20 protein-coding genes and 1 pseudogene are annotated in these 19225 nt (G+C 74.1%); 14 read left to right on the forward strand and 7 right to left on the reverse strand.

What is annotated here, in order from left to right:
• Nucleotides 1-19: 19 nt before the first annotated feature.
• The 4 genes from BLV02_RS33850 to BLV02_RS33865 form a co-directional block, all read right to left on the reverse strand.
• Complete coding sequence (locus BLV02_RS33850; RefSeq protein WP_069111451.1) at nucleotides 20-2848, reverse strand: DEAD/DEAH box helicase family protein; 2829 nt, start codon at nucleotides 2846-2848, stop codon at nucleotides 20-22.
• A 54-nt stretch (nucleotides 2849-2902) separates the two neighbouring features.
• Nucleotides 2903-3934, reverse strand: coding sequence for a hypothetical protein (locus BLV02_RS33855; RefSeq protein WP_216094221.1), 1032 nt, complete (start codon nucleotides 3932-3934; stop codon nucleotides 2903-2905).
• Between the two features lie 15 nt (nucleotides 3935-3949).
• Complete coding sequence (locus BLV02_RS33860) at nucleotides 3950-5008, reverse strand: haloalkane dehalogenase (protein ID WP_083288632.1); 1059 nt, start codon at nucleotides 5006-5008, stop codon at nucleotides 3950-3952.
• Between the two features lie 85 nt (nucleotides 5009-5093).
• Nucleotides 5094-5963 carry an NAD(P)H-binding protein gene (locus tag BLV02_RS33865; RefSeq protein WP_069111450.1) on the reverse strand — a complete coding sequence of 290 codons (870 nt, stop codon included), beginning with the start codon at nucleotides 5961-5963 and terminating at the stop codon, nucleotides 5094-5096.
• Nucleotides 5964-6115: 152 nt separating this feature from the next.
• Here BLV02_RS33865 and BLV02_RS33870 point away from each other — a divergent pair, with 152 nt between their 5' ends.
• The 3 genes from BLV02_RS33870 (at nucleotide 6116) to BLV02_RS33880 (ending at nucleotide 8567) form a co-directional block, all read left to right on the forward strand.
• On the forward strand, nucleotides 6116-6625 hold the full coding sequence (locus BLV02_RS33870) for a MarR family transcriptional regulator (protein ID WP_069111449.1): 510 nt from the start codon (nucleotides 6116-6118) through the stop codon (nucleotides 6623-6625).
• A 106-nt stretch (nucleotides 6626-6731) separates the two neighbouring features.
• Nucleotides 6732-7595 carry a sigma-70 family RNA polymerase sigma factor gene (locus BLV02_RS33875; protein ID WP_216094220.1) on the forward strand — a complete coding sequence of 288 codons (864 nt, stop codon included), beginning with the start codon at nucleotides 6732-6734 and terminating at the stop codon, nucleotides 7593-7595.
• Nucleotides 7596-7652: 57 nt separating this feature from the next.
• Nucleotides 7653-8567, forward strand: a complete 915-nt coding sequence (locus BLV02_RS33880; RefSeq protein ID WP_069111447.1) for an NADP-dependent oxidoreductase — start codon at nucleotides 7653-7655, stop codon at nucleotides 8565-8567.
• Nucleotides 8568-8572: 5 nt separating this feature from the next.
• Here the strand turns inward: BLV02_RS33880 and BLV02_RS33885 are convergent, their stop codons facing one another.
• The gene (locus BLV02_RS33885) at nucleotides 8573-9178 is read right to left on the reverse strand and encodes a M15 family metallopeptidase (protein WP_216094219.1); all 606 of its coding nucleotides are present in this window, start codon (nucleotides 9176-9178) and stop codon (nucleotides 8573-8575) included.
• A 118-nt stretch (nucleotides 9179-9296) separates the two neighbouring features.
• Between BLV02_RS33885 and BLV02_RS33890 the strand changes: the two genes are divergently transcribed.
• Entirely contained in the window at nucleotides 9297-10196 is a 900-nt protein-coding gene (locus tag BLV02_RS33890; protein WP_069111445.1) for an aminoglycoside phosphotransferase family protein, read from the forward strand.
• 16 nt (nucleotides 10197-10212) lie between these two features.
• Here the strand turns inward: BLV02_RS33890 and BLV02_RS33895 are convergent, their stop codons facing one another.
• Nucleotides 10213-10815, reverse strand: a complete 603-nt coding sequence (locus BLV02_RS33895) for a TetR/AcrR family transcriptional regulator (RefSeq protein WP_069111444.1) — start codon at nucleotides 10813-10815, stop codon at nucleotides 10213-10215.
• A 93-nt stretch (nucleotides 10816-10908) separates the two neighbouring features.
• On the opposite strand from BLV02_RS33895, the gene BLV02_RS33900 reads away from it, so the two are divergent.
• Nucleotides 10909-11244: a DMT family transporter gene (locus tag BLV02_RS33900; RefSeq protein ID WP_069111443.1), complete on the forward strand. Its 336-nt coding sequence runs from the start codon at nucleotides 10909-10911 to the stop codon at nucleotides 11242-11244.
• 28 nt (nucleotides 11245-11272) lie between these two features.
• Here the strand turns inward: BLV02_RS33900 and BLV02_RS33905 are convergent, their stop codons facing one another.
• Nucleotides 11273-11839 (reverse strand): hypothetical protein, encoded by a 567-nt coding sequence (locus BLV02_RS33905; protein ID WP_069111442.1) that lies wholly within the window; start codon nucleotides 11837-11839, stop codon nucleotides 11273-11275.
• 108 nt (nucleotides 11840-11947) lie between these two features.
• Between BLV02_RS33905 and BLV02_RS33910 the strand changes: the two genes are divergently transcribed.
• The 9 genes and pseudogenes from BLV02_RS33910 to BLV02_RS33950 all read left to right on the forward strand — a co-directional run bounded on the left by BLV02_RS33910 (nucleotide 11948) and on the right by BLV02_RS33950 (nucleotide 19212).
• Nucleotides 11948-12943: a helix-turn-helix domain-containing protein gene (locus BLV02_RS33910; protein WP_069111441.1), complete on the forward strand. Its 996-nt coding sequence runs from the start codon at nucleotides 11948-11950 to the stop codon at nucleotides 12941-12943.
• Complete coding sequence (locus tag BLV02_RS33915) at nucleotides 12940-13332, forward strand: nuclear transport factor 2 family protein (RefSeq protein ID WP_069111440.1); 393 nt, start codon at nucleotides 12940-12942, stop codon at nucleotides 13330-13332. The genes BLV02_RS33910 and BLV02_RS33915 overlap by 4 nt, the downstream gene beginning before the upstream one ends.
• 12 nt (nucleotides 13333-13344) lie before the next feature.
• The gene (locus tag BLV02_RS33920; protein WP_069111439.1) at nucleotides 13345-13557 is read left to right on the forward strand and encodes a tetratricopeptide repeat protein; all 213 of its coding nucleotides are present in this window, start codon (nucleotides 13345-13347) and stop codon (nucleotides 13555-13557) included.
• A gap of 39 nt (nucleotides 13558-13596) precedes the next feature.
• Nucleotides 13597-13653 (forward strand): annotated as a pseudogene (locus BLV02_RS38655) (hypothetical protein); the annotation flags it as partial.
• A gap of 114 nt (nucleotides 13654-13767) precedes the next feature.
• Nucleotides 13768-13965, forward strand: coding sequence for a hypothetical protein (locus tag BLV02_RS37900; protein WP_069111438.1), 198 nt, complete (start codon nucleotides 13768-13770; stop codon nucleotides 13963-13965).
• An 11-nt stretch (nucleotides 13966-13976) separates the two neighbouring features.
• A complete protein-coding gene (locus BLV02_RS36940; protein ID WP_171906740.1) occupies nucleotides 13977-14144 on the forward strand; it encodes a hypothetical protein in 168 nt (55 codons plus the stop codon).
• An 11-nt stretch (nucleotides 14145-14155) separates the two neighbouring features.
• The gene (locus BLV02_RS36945; RefSeq protein WP_171906739.1) at nucleotides 14156-14323 is read left to right on the forward strand and encodes a hypothetical protein; all 168 of its coding nucleotides are present in this window, start codon (nucleotides 14156-14158) and stop codon (nucleotides 14321-14323) included.
• 148 nt (nucleotides 14324-14471) lie between these two features.
• Nucleotides 14472-16943, forward strand: coding sequence for a hypothetical protein (locus tag BLV02_RS33945; protein WP_069111435.1), 2472 nt, complete (start codon nucleotides 14472-14474; stop codon nucleotides 16941-16943).
• Between the two features lie 25 nt (nucleotides 16944-16968).
• Nucleotides 16969-19212: a hypothetical protein gene (locus BLV02_RS33950; protein WP_141711570.1), complete on the forward strand. Its 2244-nt coding sequence runs from the start codon at nucleotides 16969-16971 to the stop codon at nucleotides 19210-19212.
• Nucleotides 19213-19225: the final 13 nt, after the last annotated feature.

A 19225-nucleotide genomic window follows, 5' to 3' on the forward strand; every position in this document is an offset into this window, starting at 1 on the left:
GCTCCCGGGCCACCCTTCGTCACCGCCACGCCACGCGCAGCGCCGTCGTCGCCGCGAAGGGGTCGTGCCCACGGTGGGTGAGGAGGATCCCCTCGCCCTCGGGGGTGGCGGTGCGGACCGGGTCGCCGCCGCTCACCCAGCGGTTCCAGGCCGCGGCGAAGGCGCGCACCCGGCGCACGTTGGCGCCCAGGACCGACGGCACCGCGTGGTAGACCACCGCGTTCGGCGGGGCCTGGCCCGCGAGCCAGGCACGGCCGGCCCGGCGCAGCGCCTCGGGACGGTCCGGGATCGCCTCGACGAGGTAGCGCGGCACCACGTGACGGGGCGAGACCAGCGGCGCGAGCAGCTCGTCCAGCGCGGTGACGAACAGGGCGGACGTCTCGGCGCTCACGTCGGCGAGGACCAGCCGATACGTGCCGTCGGGCTCGACGGCGGCGGACACCGCGGCGGCGCCGGCCTCTGACAGGTCCGCCTCGTGCAGGGCGTCGGCGACGGCGCAGGCGAAGGCGAGCGGGTCCGGCCCGGCCGCCAGCCCGGCGAGGTCCTGTCCGGCGCGCAGCTGGACGGCGCGGACGCGGCGCACGCGTGCCCCGCCGGCGGCCGCGCCGAGCGCCAGCGTCGCGGCGGCCGGCCACCAGAGCGCCGCCACCGCCAGCACGGCCGTCAGCAGCGCCGCCAGCGCGGCCGCGGCCCACCACAACGCCCGCCGGCCGTACGGCCGAGCCGATGGGCGGCCGCTCGAGGCCGCGCCGTGCGCGGCCGGCACCAGGGCGGGCGGACGGGGGACCGGCCCGGCCACCGGCCGCGCGACGCCGGTGTGCTGCGGCGTCACCCGGATGGTGTGCACCAGCTCGTCGCGGTACGGCGTGCCGACCTGCCACAGCGCCCGCACCCGCGCGCGGTCCTCGGCCCGGGCCAGCATGAGGGCGTTCTCGGCGGCGAACTCGGCGACCGGCGGCGGCGCGTAGGGCGAGAGCCGGGGGTCGACGTGGCCGACTCCGGCGGCGATCTCGCCGGAGTCGGTGACGGCGAAGTAGCCGTCGTGCTTGCGGACGAACCGGTCCCAGCCGCTGGTGCCGCCGGGATGCTCCTCGGAGACGCACACGACGCTCCAGGTGTGTGCGACCTTCTCGGGCCAGTCCGGGTCGACGCGCAGCGCCCGGCCGCGGGTCTGCACCACCGCGGCCGGGGTGGTGGCGGTCGTCAGGTCGACCAGCGTGTTGACGCCCCTGGCGTCCCAGCCCTCGCCGAGCAGCGCCCGCGTGCCGACCAGCGCCTGCGTCGCGCCGGTCTCGTAGAAGCGGGTGACCAGCGGCACCCAGTGCCGCGACCGCCAGCGGCCGGTGACGTCGACCGTCCCCGCGGCACCCTCCGGGACGTCGTCGAGGTCGAGGCCGGGCGCGTGCTCGCGGACGAACGACACCAGCTTGCGGGCCGTGGTCGCGTCGGCGGCCACCGCACGTCCGGTGACCAGCACCGCGTTCAGCACGGCGGTGCGCGGGTCGGACAGCAGCCGGGCGAGCACCAGCCGCGCCGACCCCGCGTCGGCGTCGAGGACGCCGCGCAGGCGGGCCGGCAGGGTGGCCGCGGCCCGCTCGTGGTCGCACAGCACCAGGGCGCGCAGCCGATCGCCGAGGTTCGCCGCCTCGGCCGCCAGGATCTCCACCGTGGCATCGGTGGTCGCCTCGCTGCGGGCCAGCACCCGGTCGACGGGGGAGCGGCCGCGGCGGATGCCGCGCTTCGTGAGCTGGTACCCGATGCCCGGCAGCGCGCCCCTGATCGCCTCGACGGCGGCTCGGTCGCGCGGGTCGTCCGAGGTCAGCAGTGCCGCCGACACCCAGTCGTGCAGCAGCGTCACCCAGTCCTGCGCCGTGGGGTCGTGCCGGTGCTCCTCGCGGACGACGGCGCCGTCGGGCAGGGCGAGCAGCCCGGCGTGGTGGAAGCGGAGCGCGGCCGCCGTCACCTCCGGCGCCTCGCCCTCGAGCCGGGACCACGCGAGCGGTGGCGCGCCGGCGCCGGTCCGCCGCGCCACGAATCGCTCGTCCAGCCAGCTCAGCAGGCTGACGCTGGCGAAGTCGGGTGCGAGCAGGTCGTTCTGGAGCTCCGCGAACCGCTCGGCCTCCCCGGCCAGCCACTGCGACTCCGTCGGCGACGGCGACGTGAACCAGGCCAGCTCGGCGAACGGCGCGAGGTGCCCCTCCCGCACGACCGACGGGATCGACGTGCTGTAGAGCGGCGACCCGAACAGCCGGTCGACCAGGTCGGCCTGGCCGGCGGTCAGGGTGCTCGGCGGCGTCCCCGTCAGGCCGATGACGTGCGCCTCGGGCAGGTCGTCGAGCAGTTCGGCCAGCAGCCGGCCCCACACCTCGAGCAGGTGGTGGCACTCGTCGAGAACGAGGGTGATCGGCCCGGCCGACTCCAGCGCCTCGACCAGCGCGCGGCCGTTCTCGTGCAGACGGCCGCGCAGGCCGCCGGTGCGCCCGTGCCCCTCCTCGTCGACCTCCGCGTCCGGGTCGAAGCTGGCCAGCGCCTGATACGTCAGTGCCGTGACGGGCTGGCCCAGGTCGCGGCCGGTCCCCGCCGGGAGGTGCGCCGGGGTGAACTCGCGCCAGGCCCCGACCCACTGTCCCTGGATGGCCGTGTTCGGCCCGAGCACCACCATCGGCTGCCCCAGGCGGCGGCCCGCCTCCAGTCCGACGAGGGTCTTGCCGGCGCCGGGCGGCAGCACCACCCACGCGCGCCGCCGGCCCGCCGCGAACGCCTCGCCGAGCGCGTCGAGGGCCAGCCGCTGGTGCCGCCGGAACGGCCGCGGATACCCGGCCGCCGCCCACCCCGCCTCGTCGCGCATCGGCTCATCATGCCCGAGGGCGCGACGGGACCGGGCCGCCTCGGGCGGCACACCCTAGCCGGCCAGAGCGTGGTGTGCCGCTGGGCGCACCCGCCGGCCGAGAGCGACCAGCACGAGTCCGCCGGCTGCCCAGGCGGCGAGCACCAGCACCGGGCTGCCGGCGGCGGCACCGTCGAAGTACGACGTCGACCGCAACAGAGTGCCGCCCGCGCCGGCCGGAAGTGCCTGGCCCAGCGTTCCCCAGCCGGTCGGCAGCAGCTCCGGCGCCGACGAGACGCCAGAGATCGAGTTGCCGATCAGGAACATGACGACGGCGCCGAGGCCGATGCCGGCCGGGCCGAGGAGTGCCACCAGGCCGGTGATGGTGAGGGAGATCGCGGCGACGATCAGCGCGACCGCTCCGGCGTTCGCCCAGGCGCTGCCCTGGAGGGTGCCGAGCCAGGCCTGCGCGATCAGCGTCACCACCCCGCCCGCCGCGAGGGCCGCGACGAGTGCGCCGGCCACCCGCCGCCACACGCCCGTCACCAGGAACGACATGAGGATGCCGACGATCATGCCGCCGAGCACCATCGGCAGTGCGGCCGCGGTGAAGGTGGCGCCGCGCGGGTCGTCGTCGGGCAACGGGACGACGTCCTCGACGGTGGCCGACGTGCTGGCCGGTTCCGCGAGGCCGTCGGCGATGCCGGCCAGCAGTTGCGCGACGACCGGGCCGGCGCCGGACGCGGTCAGCACCCGGGACGGGCCGGAGGGGCCGAGGACGATCGCGCCGTAGACCTCGCGCTCCTCGATGAGCGCGCGAGCGTCGTCGGCGCTCGTGGCCCGGCGCAGGTCCAGCGCGCCGGGCATGGTGTCGTCGAGCTGCTGCTCGAGGCGGTCAGCGGCGGCCGCTGTGCCGACGACGGCGACCGGGACGTCACGGGGCGACGACTCGGCCGGCGGCCAGGCGAACGCCGTCACGAGCACGCCGACGAGCGCGGCGAGGCCGAGCCCGAGGCCGATGGCGCGCCGCCAGCCGGTCGGCGCGGCGGACGACTCGGGCGGCCCGGCCTGGGCGGTGTCGTCGGTGGTGAGCTGGTCGAGTTCCATGGTGCTCCTTCGGGTTCACGGCCGGGTGCGGCGGATGAAGTCGTCGATGGCGGCTGCCACCTCGTGCGGCTTGTCCTCCTGGAGGAAGTGGTGCGCACCCGTGAGGACGGTGTGCGGCTGGCCGGTGGCGCCGGGAATGCGGCCGCTCAGCTCGTCATGGCGGCCGCCGGTGACGTGGTCGTCCTGGCCGAACACGCACAGGAACGGCAGGTCCAGCGTCTCCAGCACCTCCCATGCGGCCTCGAACGCGGGCGTGGCCTCGTCGTCAGGGGTCAGCGGGATGAGCACGGCGAACCGGCGGACGCCGTGCAGGTGACGGTCGTCGGGGAACGGTGCGTCGTAGGCGGCCAGGACCGCCGGATCGAGCGCCGACGTCGTGTAACCCGCGACGATGCCGGACACGTTGAGCGGGTTCGTGCGCTGGGTGAACTGCAACCAGGTGGCGAGACCGCGCCAGCCCTCGGCGGGGAGCTCCTCGCGGCCGGTCCGCAGGCCGGTGTTCATCGCGACGGCCCGGCGGAACCGGCCCGGGTGCTCGGCAAGCAGCCGCAGGCCCAGCGTGCCGCCCCAGTCGTGGCAGACCAGGGTGACGTCGCGCAGGTCCAGCCGCTCGATCACGGCCTCGGACAGCCAGTCCATGTGCTGCTGGTAGGTGTACAGGAAGCGGTCCGTCGGCTTGTCGGACTTCCCCATGCCGACGAGGTCCAGCGCCACGCACCGGTGCCCTGCCGCGACCAGGGGCGGGATGACGTGGCGGTACAGGTAGCTCCACGACGGGTTGCCGTGCAGCAGCAGGATCGTCTCTCCGGATGCCCGCACCGGCCACGCCGGCCGTTCGTCCACGTAATGCATCCGGACCTTGGCGCGCGAGCCGTCGCCGAGCCGGAGGCGCAGGTGGTGCGGCTCGAACGGATAGTCCGGCAGGCCGGTGAAACGGTGGTCGGGCGTCCGGAGCACTCGCGGCCCGGGCGACGGCCTGCCGGCGGTCGCCGGGAGGGCCGAGGCCGCGCCCAGCGTTCCCGCGGTCAGCGCGGCCGTCCCGGCGAGCAGCCTCCGGCGGTCGATCTCGGTCATGGCGTTCTCCTTCTCGCGTGAGGTCGATGTCGATGGGGCCGGTCAGCACGTGATCGCGACGGACCGGCCGGCACGACGGTGAGCTTCATCGGGGCTGCCGCCCGCGGCCGAAGACATCGGCGTGGTCCGCGACCCATTGGGCGAAGGTGAGCGCGGGCCGGCCGAGGATCTTCTCGACGTTGCTCGAGACCGGCTGCGGGGCGCCGGAGAGCCGCCCGTACCTGGCGATCAGCGCGACGGCGAACGGTTCCGACAGGCCGTGCGCGGTCAGGCGTTCGACGGCTTCATGCGCGGCGAGCTCCTCGAAGCGCACTGGGCGGCCGAGGACGTCGCCGATGACGCCGACCATCTCAGCGTGGGTGAGCGACCGGGGCCCGGTCAGCTCCACCCGCCGGCCGGCCAGGTCGTCAGTGAGCAGGGCGTGCGCGGCCACCTCGGCGAGGTCGCGCTCGTGGATCGGCGCTTCGGCGAAGTCCCCGTACGCGTAGCGGACGACGTCGCCGGCGCGCAGCTGGGCACCCCACATGGCGATCGTGTTGGCGGCGAAGAAGCCGGCTCGCAGGCTGGTCCACCGCAGCCCGCTGCCGGCCGCGGCCTCCTCGGCTTCGCGGTTGCGGTCTCCGGCGAATCGCGACGGCTGCTCCGCCGGGTCGTCGTCGACGTTCGTCGCCGAGAGAGCGACGATCCGCCGCACTCCGTGCCGCCGGGCCAGGTCCGTGAGCTCGGCGGCGGCGTCGCCCACGGCGCGGGGATGGAGGAACAGGGCCGTGACGCGGTCGAGCGCCGCCGCGACGGTGTCCGGCCGGGAGGGGTCGGCCTCGACGACCTCGATGCCCGAGGGCAGTGCGGCTGACGCCGCGTCACGGCTGACGGCGCGCACCTGCGCGCCGGCGGCGTGCAGCACATCGACCAGCGGTCGTCCGACCGTCCCGGTCGCTCCGGTCACCACGATCATGGTGGCCTCCTTTGCTACTCGACTCATATAGTACGGAAACCGTAGCATCTATTTTGAGTTCCGTATCATATGAGGCGCATCACAACGGGTTGCGATAATCTTCGAAGCGCAGACGATATGGAGACCGAACCGTTGGGCGAAGGGCGCGGCCGATGACCTCCAGCACGACCGGCGACGACGCCGACGCCCGCCGTCGGCGGCGCCGATCCGCAGCCGCGATCAGGGAGTCGATGCGTGAGCTGAGTGTCCAGCTGTCGCTGCTGAATCACCAGATCAGCGCGTCCTTCGATCTCCGCGACGCGGACTTCGACTGCCTCGACGTCATCAAACGGCACGGCCCACTGAGCCCCAGCGCGCTGGCGCGGCGCACCGGGCTGCACGCCGCCACCCTGACCGGCATCCTCGACCGCCTCGAGCGGGGCGAGTGGATCGCTCGCGAGCGCGACCCGGCCGACCGCCGGGGCGTCATCGTCCGTGCTCGCCGCGAGCGCAACCCCGAGCTGTTCCGCAAGTTCGCCGGCATGAACGCCGCCATGGACGGCCTGCTCGCCGACTACACCCCGGAGGAGCTCGAGCTGCTCGCCGACTTCCTGCGACGCACCGCCGACGCCGGCCGCGACGCCACTGACGCGCTCGTCGAGGGCGGACGATCCACCGGGTGAGGGGTGATCGGCCGGCCGGGCCGAGGACGCGCGGGAACCCGCGGGCGGTCATGATGGACTCGTGTCCGTACCGCAGTCCGTCGCAGGTGTTGAGCGGGATCGTCTGGTGGGGCTGGCGTATCGGCTGCTCGGCACCGTCGCGGACGCCGAGGACGCCGTGCAGGAGGCGTTCGTGCGCTGGTACCGGCTCGACGACCGGGCGCGGGCGGACGTGGCGAACCCCGTGGGGTGGTTCGCCAAGACGACGAGCCGGGTCTGCCTGGACCTGCTGAAGAGCGCGTCCCGGCGCCACGACCGCTACGTCGGCCCGTGGCTGCCCGAGCCGATCCCCGACGACCGCTTCCGCGTCGCGGCGCCGCCCGGGGCGCACGACCCGGCGGAGCATGCGGTCGCGGCGGAGTCGGTGAGCATGGCGCTGCTGGTCGTGATGGAGTCGATGACGCCGGCCGAGCGGGTCGCGTTCGTGCTGCGCGACGTGTTCGACTACCCCGTCGCGGACATCGCGGAGGTGCTCGACCGGTCGCCCGGCGCCGTCCGGCAGCTGGCGTCGTCCGCTCGCGCCCGGATCGGCGCGAGCGGCGCCGAGCCGAGCACCCGCGGGGCGAGCGCGCGGCTCGCGGAGGCGTTCCGGCGCGCCGCGAACACCGGCGACGTGGCGGCTCTGCTGCGCCTGCTCGCGCCCGGGGTGACGCTGCGCTCCGACGGCGGCGGCGTCGCTCGGGCCGCGCTGAACCCCGTGCACGGTCCGGACAACGTCGCCCGCTTCGTCGTCGGCGTCCTGGCCCGGCAGGCGCCGGCCGCGCTCGCGCTCCGGGCGGCCGGAGCCGACGTGGTGCTGACGTTCGAGCGCGGCGGGACGGTCACCGGCGTCCTCGAACTGGTGCCGGAGGCCGGGGTGGTGCGGGACGTGCTGATCCAGTGGAACCCGCACAAACTGACCCTGTGGCACGGGGACGACGCGCCGACCTGACGCAGCCGGGGTGTGCGTCGTCTACGTGGTGAACCCGTCGACCAGGAGGACACCACCGTGAAGGCCATCACCGTCACCGATCCGGACGCCGGCACCGCCGGCATGACGCTGACCGAGCAGCCCGAACCGCACGCGTCGGAGAACGACGTCATCGTCCGCGTCCACGCCTCCGGATTCACCCCGGGCGAGCTGACCTGGTCCGCGACGTGGGTCGACCGGGCCGGCCGGGACCGCACCCCGAGCATCCCCGGGCACGAGCTCGCCGGCGTCGTCACCGAACTCGGGCTCGGCACCACCGGCCTCAGTGTCGGGCAGCGCGTGTTCGGCCTCGCCGACTGGACCCGCAACGGCACCCTCGCCGAGTTCGTGGCCGTCGAGGCCCGCAACCTGGCCCCGCTCTCGGCCGACATCGACTTCGTCACCGCCGCGAGCCTGCCGATCTCGGGACTCACCGCCTGGCAGGGCCTGTTCGACCACGGCCATCTCCGGTCCGGTGAGCGCGTGCTGGTGCACGGCGCGGCCGGCGGCGTCGGTTCCGTCGTGACGCAGCTCGCGCGCGAGGCCGGCGCCTACGTCATCGGCACCGGCCGGGCCGCGGACCAGGAGACCGCGCTCGGATTCGGCGCGAACGAGTTCCTCGACCTGGACGCCGGCGAACTCGCCGCGGCCGGACCGGTGAACCTCGTGTTCGACGTCATCGGCGGCGACATCGGCGACCGCTCCGTCGACCTCGTCCGGGCCGGCGGCACGCTCGTCACCATCGCCGGACCGCCCACCCGGCAGCCCGCCGACGGCCGCGGCGTGTTCTTCGTCGTGGAAGCCGACCGCGGCCAGCTGACGCAGCTCGCCACGCGCGTCCGCGACGGCCGGCTGCGCACCGGCGTCGGCACCGTACGACCGCTCGACGACGCGGTCGCGGCGTTCAACCCCGCCGAACGCCCCAGGGGCAAGACCATCATCACGCTCGGCTAGGGCGCTCACGACGCGCTGTCGGAGCGCGGCGGCGGGCAGCTGCCGCCGGGCTCCACCGTCAGCTCGTAGTGCCAGATCTCGTTGGCGAACGTCTGGCACAGGCCGTAGTCGGAGCCGTACCGGCTCATCCAGTACGCGGCGTCGGTCGGCCCGACGTCCACGGCGTCACCGGTGACGTGCGCGGACTCGTCGGGGGTGGAGACCCAGCGCAGCGCCTCCTCGCGGCTGCCGTGCTCCTCGATCGCCTCGTCGAGCAGCCGGTTCTGGTAGTCGGTGTCGCGCCAGCCGCTGTTGATCTGGATCGTGATGCCGTCCTCGGCCGCATCGTCGGTGGCGTCCTGCAGGGCGGCGAGCAGGTCCGGGTCGAGGTTGGAGACGGCCGGCTCGTCGGTGTCGGCGACGGTCACGACCCGGTCGCCGACATCCCCGTCGGCGGCGACGTCGCGGGCGCGCCCGGGCTCGTCCGGGGCCGCGGGGAGGCCGGGCCGGTCGGGCGTCGTGGGCCGCTCGGACGTCGCGACCTCGGCGGGGTCGCCGCTGCAGGCGGTGACGGCGAGCAGGCTCGTGATGGCGATCAGGGCGACCCGTGGGCCGGTGCGGAACATCGTCATGATCGGCACGCTACGAACGACCGCGGGGCCGGGGCCTCCGTCGCAGGTGCCGGTGCGCGGTCCCCGAGGACAGGACTCCTCACCCCGAGGACGAGCCGCCTCGGTACTGTGGCGTCACATGACCGGCACCCAGATCGAGATCACCGCGGACCTCGTCCGCGACCTGCTGCGGGCGCAGCATCCCGACCTCGCGGGGCTGGCCATCCGCGAGGTGGCGGGCGGCTGGGGCAACCAGATGTGGCGTCTCGGCGACGACTTGGTCGTGCGCATGCAGCGGATGGACCCCACCCCGGAGTTGCAGCTCAAGGAGCGGCGATGGCTGCCCGTGCTGGCCCCGCGGCTGCCGCTCCCGGTGCCGGCCCCGGTGCGGTTCGGCGAACCGTCCGAGCGCTTCCCCAAGCACTGGACCGTCATGACGTGGGTCCGGGGCGAGCCGCTCGACCACGGCTCGATCAGCCGGGGCGCCCACGCGGCCGGCGCGCTCGCCGCCTTCCTCCGGGCGCTGCACGTGCCGGCGCCCGCTGAGGCGCCGGTGCCGACGGACCGCGGCGCCCATCCCCGCGACTGCACGGACGGCTTCGAGGGCTTCCTCCAGGCCGTCAGCGGCCTCGACGACATCGCCGCCGACGTCCGAGCCGTCTGGGACGACGCCGTCGGGGCCGAGGCGTGGGAGGGCCCGCCGGTGTGGGTGCACGGCGACCTCCATCCCGCGAACGTCGTCGTCTCGGACGGAACGCTCTCGGGCGTCGTCGACTTCGGCGACCTGTTCGCCGGCGACCCGGCGTGGGACCTCGCCGCCGCGTGGGTGCTGCTGCCCGCGGGCACGGCCGCACGGTTCTTCGACGAGTACGCGCAGGCCGACGACGCGGCGATCCGGCGCGCCCGCGGGCTGGCCGCGCTGAAGAGCCTCTTCCTCGTGCTCATGGGGCAGAACGGGGACCGCGGTCTCCCCGGCGGCAAGCCGCACTGGGGGCCCGCGGGCCGGGCGGGCCTCGATCGTGTGCTGAAGGGTGTCTGACGCACCCCGCCGGTAGCTAGCCGGGATCCGGCCGCAGCGACCGGGCGATCAGCACGAGTGCGCCCTCGATCGCGTCGTCGGCCGCACCGAGCCGCTTCTGCTCGAGGTAGACCTCGGGCGCGAGCGGGGCGAGCAGCGCTTCGGAGACGGCCTCGATGTCGGTGCGGCCGGCCTCGCGGACGAGGTGGCGCACGTGGGCTCGCCAGACCTCGTAGGCCCCGGTCTCGAACCGCGCCCGGCCGACTTCGCTGGCGAGCAGGAGCGGCGCGTGGTGGCGCAACAACCCGAGCATCGCGCGATAGAACGCGGTGAGCCGGTCGGCCGGATCGGCGCCTGGGCCGAGCGGTGGCGGCCCCGAGATGATCCCGGCCTGCAGCTCACGCTCGTGCTCGTCCAGCAGCGCCTCGCCGAGCGCCCCGATGGACGCATACCTGCGGTACAGCGTGGCGCGTCCGACCCCGGCGGCCCGGGCGACGTCGTCCATCGTGACGGACCTCGGATCGTGCTGGGCGAAGAGCCGGGCCGCCGCATCGAGCACGCGCCGCCGGTTGCGCGCCGCGTCGGCCCGCTCCGGCGGCCGGACGGCGTCGGCCGGGCCGAGCAGATCGCGTGGCGTCACCCGGCCATCGTAGCAACTGGACATGGTGTCCAGTTGTGTTATTGTCGGTTCCTGAATCCGGACACGGTGACCACTTAGGAGGCGTCGAGGCACATGAGCGCGTGGTCGTGGCTCCTGCTGGCGGGGCTGATCGAGATCGCCTTCTCGCAGAGCATCAAGCCGACGGACGGCTTCAGCCGCCCCCTGCCCACGCTGCTCTGCGTCGTCCTCGGGGCCGCCGCCGTCATGGCGCTGTCGCGGGCCATGCAGGCGGTGTCGGTCGGGACGGCGTACGCGGTGTTCACCGGCATCGGCGCCGTCGGCGCGGTCACCCTCGGGGTCCTCGTCAGCCGCGACCCGCTGACGCCGGGGCGGCTCGCCGGTCTCGCCCTGATCATCGGCGGCGTGCTGCTCTGCCACGTCACCGAGCCCGCGGTGAGCGGATCGTGAACCGGCCGGCCCCGCCCGGCCGCTCTCGTCAGAGCTGCCAGCCGCCGGAGAGGGCGACGAGGCCGGCGTCGCCATGGGGGTTGTAGCGGGCGACCACGCCGAGGTCGAGATCGTCGAGCTGGATGGGCACGCGGTCGGCCCGCACCCACTCGGTGCCGCTCGCGGCTGCGGCGTCGGCCTCGAACCGGGCAACGGCCTCGGCCGGGAGCGCGAGTTGTTCGAGCACGGACCCGAGGAGGTCCACGGTCTCGTCCAGCGGTCTCGTGCCGGTCTTGACGTCGATGCTCACGGTGTCGTCGGTCGCGCGGAACGCGAGGTACCGGGCGGGCAGGCGCAGTTCGACGCCGTCGGGCAGCTGGAGCAGGACGGGTCGCTCGGGCCGTGTCTCGTAGACCGCGGTCTCGTCACCGACGATGCCGACGTCCTCGGGTGCGGGTGTGGTGCGCAGGTCCCAGACCTCGGTGCCGTCGGAGTCGGTGGCCGCCGGCGGCAGCGCGGCGTCGTCGTCACCCCGGGTGATCGAGACGTCGTCGCAACCGCTCAGCGGCAGCACGAGCGTGAGCAGTGCGGCGCCGACGACCGCAACGCGCCTCATGGGGCGTCCTCGATGCCATGGATCATCGTCCGGCCAGTCTGCCCGATCCGCTCGGATCCGCAATCGCGATCAGGCGCGACCGCTGGGCGAACCGCCAGAATCGGTCGCATGGACGACGTCAGACCGGACCGGCTGCGCGGGTTGCTCGACACCATCCTGACGCTGCTCGACGAGCACCTGGAAGGATCCGAGGTGGCCGGCCGCGCCTTCCTGAGCCGGTTCCATTTCGACCGGCTGGTGGCGAGCGGGCTGGGCGAGACGCCGGGCGCGTTCCGTCGCCGGCTGCTGCTGGAGCGGTCGGCGTGGCAGTTGTCCCACGGTGCGACGGTCACCGAAGCCGGGATGCGTGCGGGCTACGGCTTCTCCGAAGCGTTCTCACGGGCCTTCAGCCGTGCGTACGGCGTGCCGCCCGGACGGTTCCCCGCCGAGGGGCGCGACTTCCGGCTGGTCGCGCCGAACGGCATCCATTTCCACGGCCCCGGCGGGCTGTGGCTGTCCCAGCCCGGCGGCTCCGAAGGGACGACGACCGCCATGGACCTGACCGACCGCCTGGTGGAGCACGACCACTGGCTGACCGGCCGGCTGCTCGAACGGGCCGCCGAACTGCCCGGCGACCAGCTCGACGTCGAGGTCCGCCCGCGCCACCAGGTGCTGGACTTCGACGGCCCGGAGACCACCGTGCGGGCGATGCTCGATCGCCTGGTGTGGACGAAGGAGGTCTGGTGCGCGGCGATCGAGGGCCGCGAGCTGCCGGACGGGACGGACCGGTCGGTCGCCGGGCTCCGGACCCGCTGGGGGAGTGCCGGCGCGCAGTGGCTGCGCCTGGTCCGGCGGATCCGCGACCACGACGAGTGGAACGACGGCTTCGTGGACGCCCCGTGCGATCCGCCGCAGAGCTTCAGCCTGGGCGGAGTGGTCGCGCACGTGGTGACGTTCTCCGCGCACCGCCGCGAGGTGCTGGGCGCGGCGCTGGCCGAGCTGGGCGTCGCCGGGCTGGACCCGGGCTGCCCGATCGAGTGGGAACGTGGCCGCGCGACCGAGCGCGCCCATCCGCCGGGCCGGCTGCGCGGCACCGCCGGCCCCGAACCGAGGAGATCGCGATGAGCACACCCGAACAGGCGGTCGACGCGTGGTGGCAGGCCATGCAGGACCGCGACGCCGACACCCTGACCGCGCTGACGCTGCCCGACTACATCGCCTCCGGCGGGCCGGACGGCCGCTCGATCGGCCGCGACGCGCTGCTGGCCGAGGCGGCCGCGTTCTTCACGACCGCCCAGGTCGACGACTGGACCGTCAGCGAGCTGGTCAGCCGGACGCACGGACCGGTCGCGGTGTGCTCGTACGCGTGGTCCGAGCACGGCACCGTCGGCGGGCAGCCCTTCGCGCTGTCCGGGCTGGCCACCGACGTGCTGGTCCTGGACGACGGTGCGTGGCGGCACCAGGCGCACCACGTCAGCCTCGTTCACCGTCCGGGCCCGGACGGCGCCCCGTGAAAAAGTGTGCCGATGGACGACGCCGAGGGCAGGTTCCAGGTCGCGGTGGCCTTGCTGGGGCAGGGCGATCGCGAGGCGGCGCACGGCGCGTTGCTGGCCTGCGTGGCCGGTGACGACCCCGAGTGGTCGCCGCGCGCCTCGGCCCTCGTCACGCTGGGCGTGATACGCGCCCGGCAGGGTGACGTCGCGGCGGCCGAGAAGGCGTGCCGCGACGTGATCGCGTAGGACACCGACCTCGCGGCCACCGGCAACGCCTGGTTCAACCTCGGCGCGAGCCGGCAGCAGCTCGGCGACGTCGACGCCGCGGTCGGCGCGTTCGAGCGCGCCGTCGCCACCCGGCGGGAGCCGTTCGCGGCGCAGGCCGGCGTCAACCTCGGCTACCTGCTGTTCACCGAGCTCGGCGACGCCGAGGGCGCGCGGGCCGCGTTCGAGGCGGTGATCGCCGGCGGCGACGCCGAGCAGTCCGAGCTCGCGCGGCGGGACCTGGTCGTGATGTCCGAGGCCGATCCGGTGGGTCCTTCGGTCGTGGATGAGCCCGTCGATCTCGCGGCGGGTACGGACGCGGCGGCGGGCGCGACGGCGTCGCGGCGGTGGCGCTTCTTCGGTCGTTCCCGGCGCGACCGGGGCGAGTGAGCGGGTGGTCGGTGCTCGCGCGGCGGGACCTGGTCGCGGTGTCCGAGGCCGATCCGGTGGGTCCTTCGGTCGTGGATGAGCCCGTCGATCTCGCCGCGGGCACCGACGCGGCGGCGGGCGCGACGGCGTCGCGGCGGTGGCGCTTCTTCGGCCGTTCCCGGCGCGACCGGGGCGAGTGAGCGGGTCGTCCGTGCTCGCGCGGCGGGACCTGGTCGCGATGTCCGAGGCCGATCCGGTGGGTCCGTCGGTGGTGGATGAGCACGTCGATCTCGCCGCCGGTACCGACGCGGCGGCGGGCACGACGGCGTCGCGGCGGTGGCGCTTCTTCGGCCGTTCCCGGCGGGACCGCGAGGCGTGACCCCCTAGCTCGGACGACTATTGCGCTCGCGCGCCGCAACATCATATGCTCTCGATTGAGAAGATGTTTTCGGTATTTCGAAACATCAATCTCTCCGCGTTCGCCAAGCGTGTCGTTGCCGGTATTCGTGCCTCGCAAGGAGCTGCTGATGTCGAACCTGTCCCGTCGGGGATTCCTGCAGATGAGCAGTGCGGCCGTCGGCGGCACGGTGGTCGGCGGCCCGGTGCTCGCCGCCGCGCCCGCTATCGCCGCCGCGCCCGCCGCGCCCGCCGCGACGCCGGCGGCGAGCCGGCCGGGAGTGGAGCCCGACGCCGCCGCGGCCGCGACCTGGTGGCCGCCGCAGCGTCAGGTCTGGACGCCGATCGGCTGGAAGGGCCACCTGTTCCGGTTCAACGTGTTCTACAACGGCCTCCTCATGTGCGAGCCGGGACCGGCCTGGATGACCAAGGACAACGTCGCGGGCTACCAGGGGCGGGGCATGCAGCTGCAGTTCCTGCCGCCGGACTTCCACGGCAACGTCGCCAGCCCGCCCACCCACCGCCGGTACCTGTGGCAGGACGACCTCGGCATCGGCGAGCAGCGGTGGAACGGCGACGCGGCCGCACCGGTGCTGGAGACGTACTGGCGGCTGCCGCAGGGCGTCGTCGTCCGGCAGTCGGTCTTCGGCAGCATCAGGGGCGGCGGCGACTACCAGCAGGAGAGCGACCCGCTGTACGCCTGGGTCCGGCTCGAGGTGGTGCACGTCGACGAGGTGCGCGCGCCGCAGACGCTCCCGTTCGTGGTGCGGATGGCCCGCCGGCACCTGCAGTTCCGGGACGGCTACGCCGACGAGAACGGCGTGACCCTCGAGTACGAGCCGGAGAACGCCGCGATGCCGGGCCGGATGCGCGTCGCTCCCGGGTTCGGCGTCGGGCCGAACCGGTCGGTGCAGGTCGAACACCTCGACGGCACGGTCCGGATGGGCACCGTCCCGCTGCCGGCCGACCGGGTCGTCTTCACCGAGACCGCCACGCCCCGGGTGTACGACCTGACGCTCACCCTCGACGTGCAGCCGGGCGCGCGGGCCGATCTGCTGGTCGCGATGCTGCCGCAGAGCCGCACGGAGTTCCGCCGGGAGCTCGCGCTCGGGTGGGACGGCGCGCTGGCGCAGGCCGAGGCGTACTGGACGTCGACGGCCGACGCGGCGGGCGCGACGATCCACACCCCGGAGCGTTCCGTCAACGAGGCGCTGCGGCGCTTCGTCGAACTGACCGAGATCGTCGGCGAGACCAGCCCGGAGAGCGGCAAGCGGACCTTCCTCACCGGCTCGTTCGGGTACGACGTGCTCTGGGCGACGCCGACGTCGATGGTCCATCACATGCTGCTGGACCCGCTCGGCCAGCACCAGATCTCCCGCCGTCACCTGCAGATCTACCGGGACACCCAGGGCACCCGGATCGCGCCCGGCCAGGCGTACCAGGACCACGGCCTGCATCCGGGGTATCTCGGGTCGCCCTCGCACCTGCAGGCGTTCGACTGGCTCTCCGATCACGGCGCGATCCTGCAGAACATCGCCTACCACGCGCTGATGACCGGCGATCAGGACTTCATCGACGAGTGGATCGACATCGTGGTGAAGGCGTGCGAGTTCATCCGCGACGCCTGCGAGACGATCCCGCACGACGGCGTCCAGGGCCTGATGCCGGCCGCCCACTCCAGCGACGAGCTGCTCGACACCCAGGCCACCTGGTCGCTCGGCTGGAACTACAAGGGGCTGGCGACGGCGGTCAAGCTGCTCAAGCGCGTGGGGCACCCACGGGCGGACGAGTTCGACGCGGCGAGGGAGCGGTTCCGCACCGCCATGGTCGACGCGTACCGGGAGCTCGCGCGGAACGCCGCCACCTGGACCCACCCCGACGGCTCGACCCAGCCGGTGCCGGTGGCCGACTACACCGACCGGCCGTTCCACATCTTCCAGGACGCGTTCCTCCTGGACATCGGCCCGTTGTTCTTCGTCTGGGCCGGGGTGTTCCCGGCGGACGACCCGCTGATGACGTCGCACCTGGACTACTTCCGGGCCGGCCCGAACGCGGAGCTCTGGGACGTCCGCTCCAATCCCATCCACCGGGCCTGGCTCATCCGCGAGGTGTCGACCTGCGAGCCCTGCTACAGCTGGAACGTCTCGCACGCCTGGCAGGCCGGTGACCGCGACCGCTATCTCGAGGGCGTGTACAGCCTGCTGAACGCCGGCGTCTCGCCGCAGACGTTCATCTCCAACGAGCACCGGCACGGCATGTCCGGCAACCTGTCGACGTCGGCCCTGATCGTCTGGCATCTGCTCAAGGCCGTGATCGACGCCGAGCTGACTGACGGGCAGCTCCACCTGCTCCGGCTGTGCCCGGTGAGCTGGCTGTCCGAGACGGAGCAGACGGTGTTCGAGCGGGTGGCGACCGAGCACGGCCCGGTCGACCTGCGGTTCGAGCTCGCCGACGGCGGGGCCCGCCTCGACGTCGAGTTCGAGGGGCGCTGGCACGCCGACGCCCCCGAGGTCCTGCTGCACGTACCTCCGCTGGACGGGCTGCGAACCGTCCGCATCAACGGCGACGACGTGCCCGCCGCCGATTCGCCGATCGCGCTGTAGACCACAACTCACACGGAGGGTGTTCATGCCTGGTAGAACCCCGCGCCTGCTCATCGCCGGCGCCATGTCCGTCCTGACCATGCCGCTGGTCGCGGCGGTCGCCTCGACGGCCGAGCCGATCGGCGTCGAACCCGGAGACCTCGTGCTCCGGACGGCGGACGGGCGACTGGTCCACTACTCGCACGACGCGGCCGCCGGCACGCCGTGGCCGGAGACGAGCGGCGCCGCCTTGGGCACCGGCTGGGGTGGCGCCGACTCGCTCGCCGTCGCCGACGTGAACCTCGACGGCGAGCCCGACCTGTTCGACCGCATCGGTGACTCCGTCGGCTACCACCCGAATCGCGCCGGCCTCGAACCGGTCTGGGACCCGGGGGAGCGGGTCCTGGGCATGACCGGCTGGGCCGGCACGCCGCAGGTCGTCCTGGACGACTTCAACCGGGACGGCGGGCCCGACCTGATGGCCCGCCAGCCCGCGGGGAACCTGCGGATCTGGGAACACGACGGCAGCACCACCGGCAGCCCGTGGCTGACCCGGCCGGCGTACGACGTCGCCTACGGTCTTGACCGCGCCGACACGGTCGCGTTCGGCGAGGTCACCCGGGACGGCTTCCGTGACCTCGTGATCCGCGAGGAGGACGGCACCCTGTGGATCGTCCCGCACCCGGGCGAGAGCGCACAGCCGGCGGCCCGCTCGTCCGGCCGCGAGGTGCTCTGGGACCTCGACGAGCTGCGGGCGCGGGCCGCGGCCGGGACCAGCGGGCTGCGGGCGGCGAGCGCCGAGGCCGATCCGACCCTCCCGTACGAGCTGGGCTTCGCCTGGGCCGACTACGCGGCGCTGCGGGTGGCCGACGTCAACGGTGACGGCCTCGGCGACCTGCTCGCCCTCGACGACGACGGCGGGTTGTGGATCTACCCGCACAACGGTGCGACGGTGGGCCAGAAGCCGTGGACGACCCGCATCGACGCCGGGTCCTGGTGGGGACGCGACAGCCTGCTCGCCGTCACCGACGCGCCGGTCACGCAGGCGCCTCCGGACCCGCCCGACCCCCAGCCCGAGCCCGACCCGGAACCCGTGCGCACGGGTGACGCCGTCGCGCTGGACCGGGACGGCCGGCTGTGGCGGCTCTGGCACACCGGCGACCGGGACCGCCCGTGGACGCGCTCGGCGGCGAACGTCGTCGGCTCGGACTGGAGCGGCGCCGACGTGTTCGCCCTCGACGACGTCGACCTCGACGGCCGGATCGACCTGTTCTTCCGCGACCCGGCCGGCACCGGCAGCGTCTGGTACCACCCGCATCAGGGCGTCGCGGCGGCGCCGTGGGACATCAACGTCAAGATCTTCGGGATGAGCGGCTGGAACAACGCCGCCGCGGTGCTGCTCGAGGACGTCGACCGGGACGACCGGCCGGACCTGCTGTCGCGGATGCCGGACGGCAACCTGCGGGTCTGGTTCCACGACGGGCAGAGCGCCGCCAGCCCGTGGCTGTCGGGCGCCTGGACCGACGTCGCCCTCGGCCTGCAGACCACCGACCTCGTGCGGTGGGCCGAGATGACCGGCGACGACGCGCGCGACCTCGTCATCCGGGAGGCCGACGGCTCGGTGTGGGTGCTGCCCAACCCGGGCGCGGACATCGCGCCGGGCAGCGCGCCGGTCTGGACCTGGGACCTGGCCGCGGCCCGCGCCGCCGCGGACCCGTCCGACCCCACGCTGCCGTACGAGCTCGGTTCCGCCTGGGCCGACGCCGGGACGCTGGACGTGCAGGACGCGGACGGCGACGGCCGGTCCGACCTGCTGGCGGTCGGCGCCGACGGCGGCCTGACGATCTACTACCACGACGGCTCGCCGTCCGGTCGGAACCCGTGGACCACCCCCACCGCCGCCGGCGGCCGGTGGGACGACTACGAGCTGATCGGCTTCAGCTCGCTCCCCGCCGACACCGATCCCGAGCCGGAGCCGTCCGGTCGCGTCCAGTACGACCCGGTCGGGACGAACACCGTGCAGGTGATCACCGCCTCCGGCTTCCGGCCCGGTGAGCGGGTGACGCACCTCTTCCAGGGGCGGCCGCAGAACGCCGTCCTGGCGAACCCGGCCGGGGAGGTCGTGTTCGCCGTCAAGGCTCCGCCTCGCGGCGGCGAGTACGAGTCCGAGCTCGTCGCCGAGTCCGGCGCGGCGCTGCGACTGACGTTCCAGGTCGTCAAGGGCGCACCGGGTGGTGACGCGGCGGACCTCGTTGCGTGGCGCGAGGAGTGGTCCCCGCAACGACCCTGACCCCCGTCCGCGC

Source organism: Jiangella alba (genome assembly GCF_900106035.1).
Lineage (GTDB): Bacteria > Actinomycetota > Actinomycetes > Jiangellales > Jiangellaceae > Jiangella > Jiangella alba.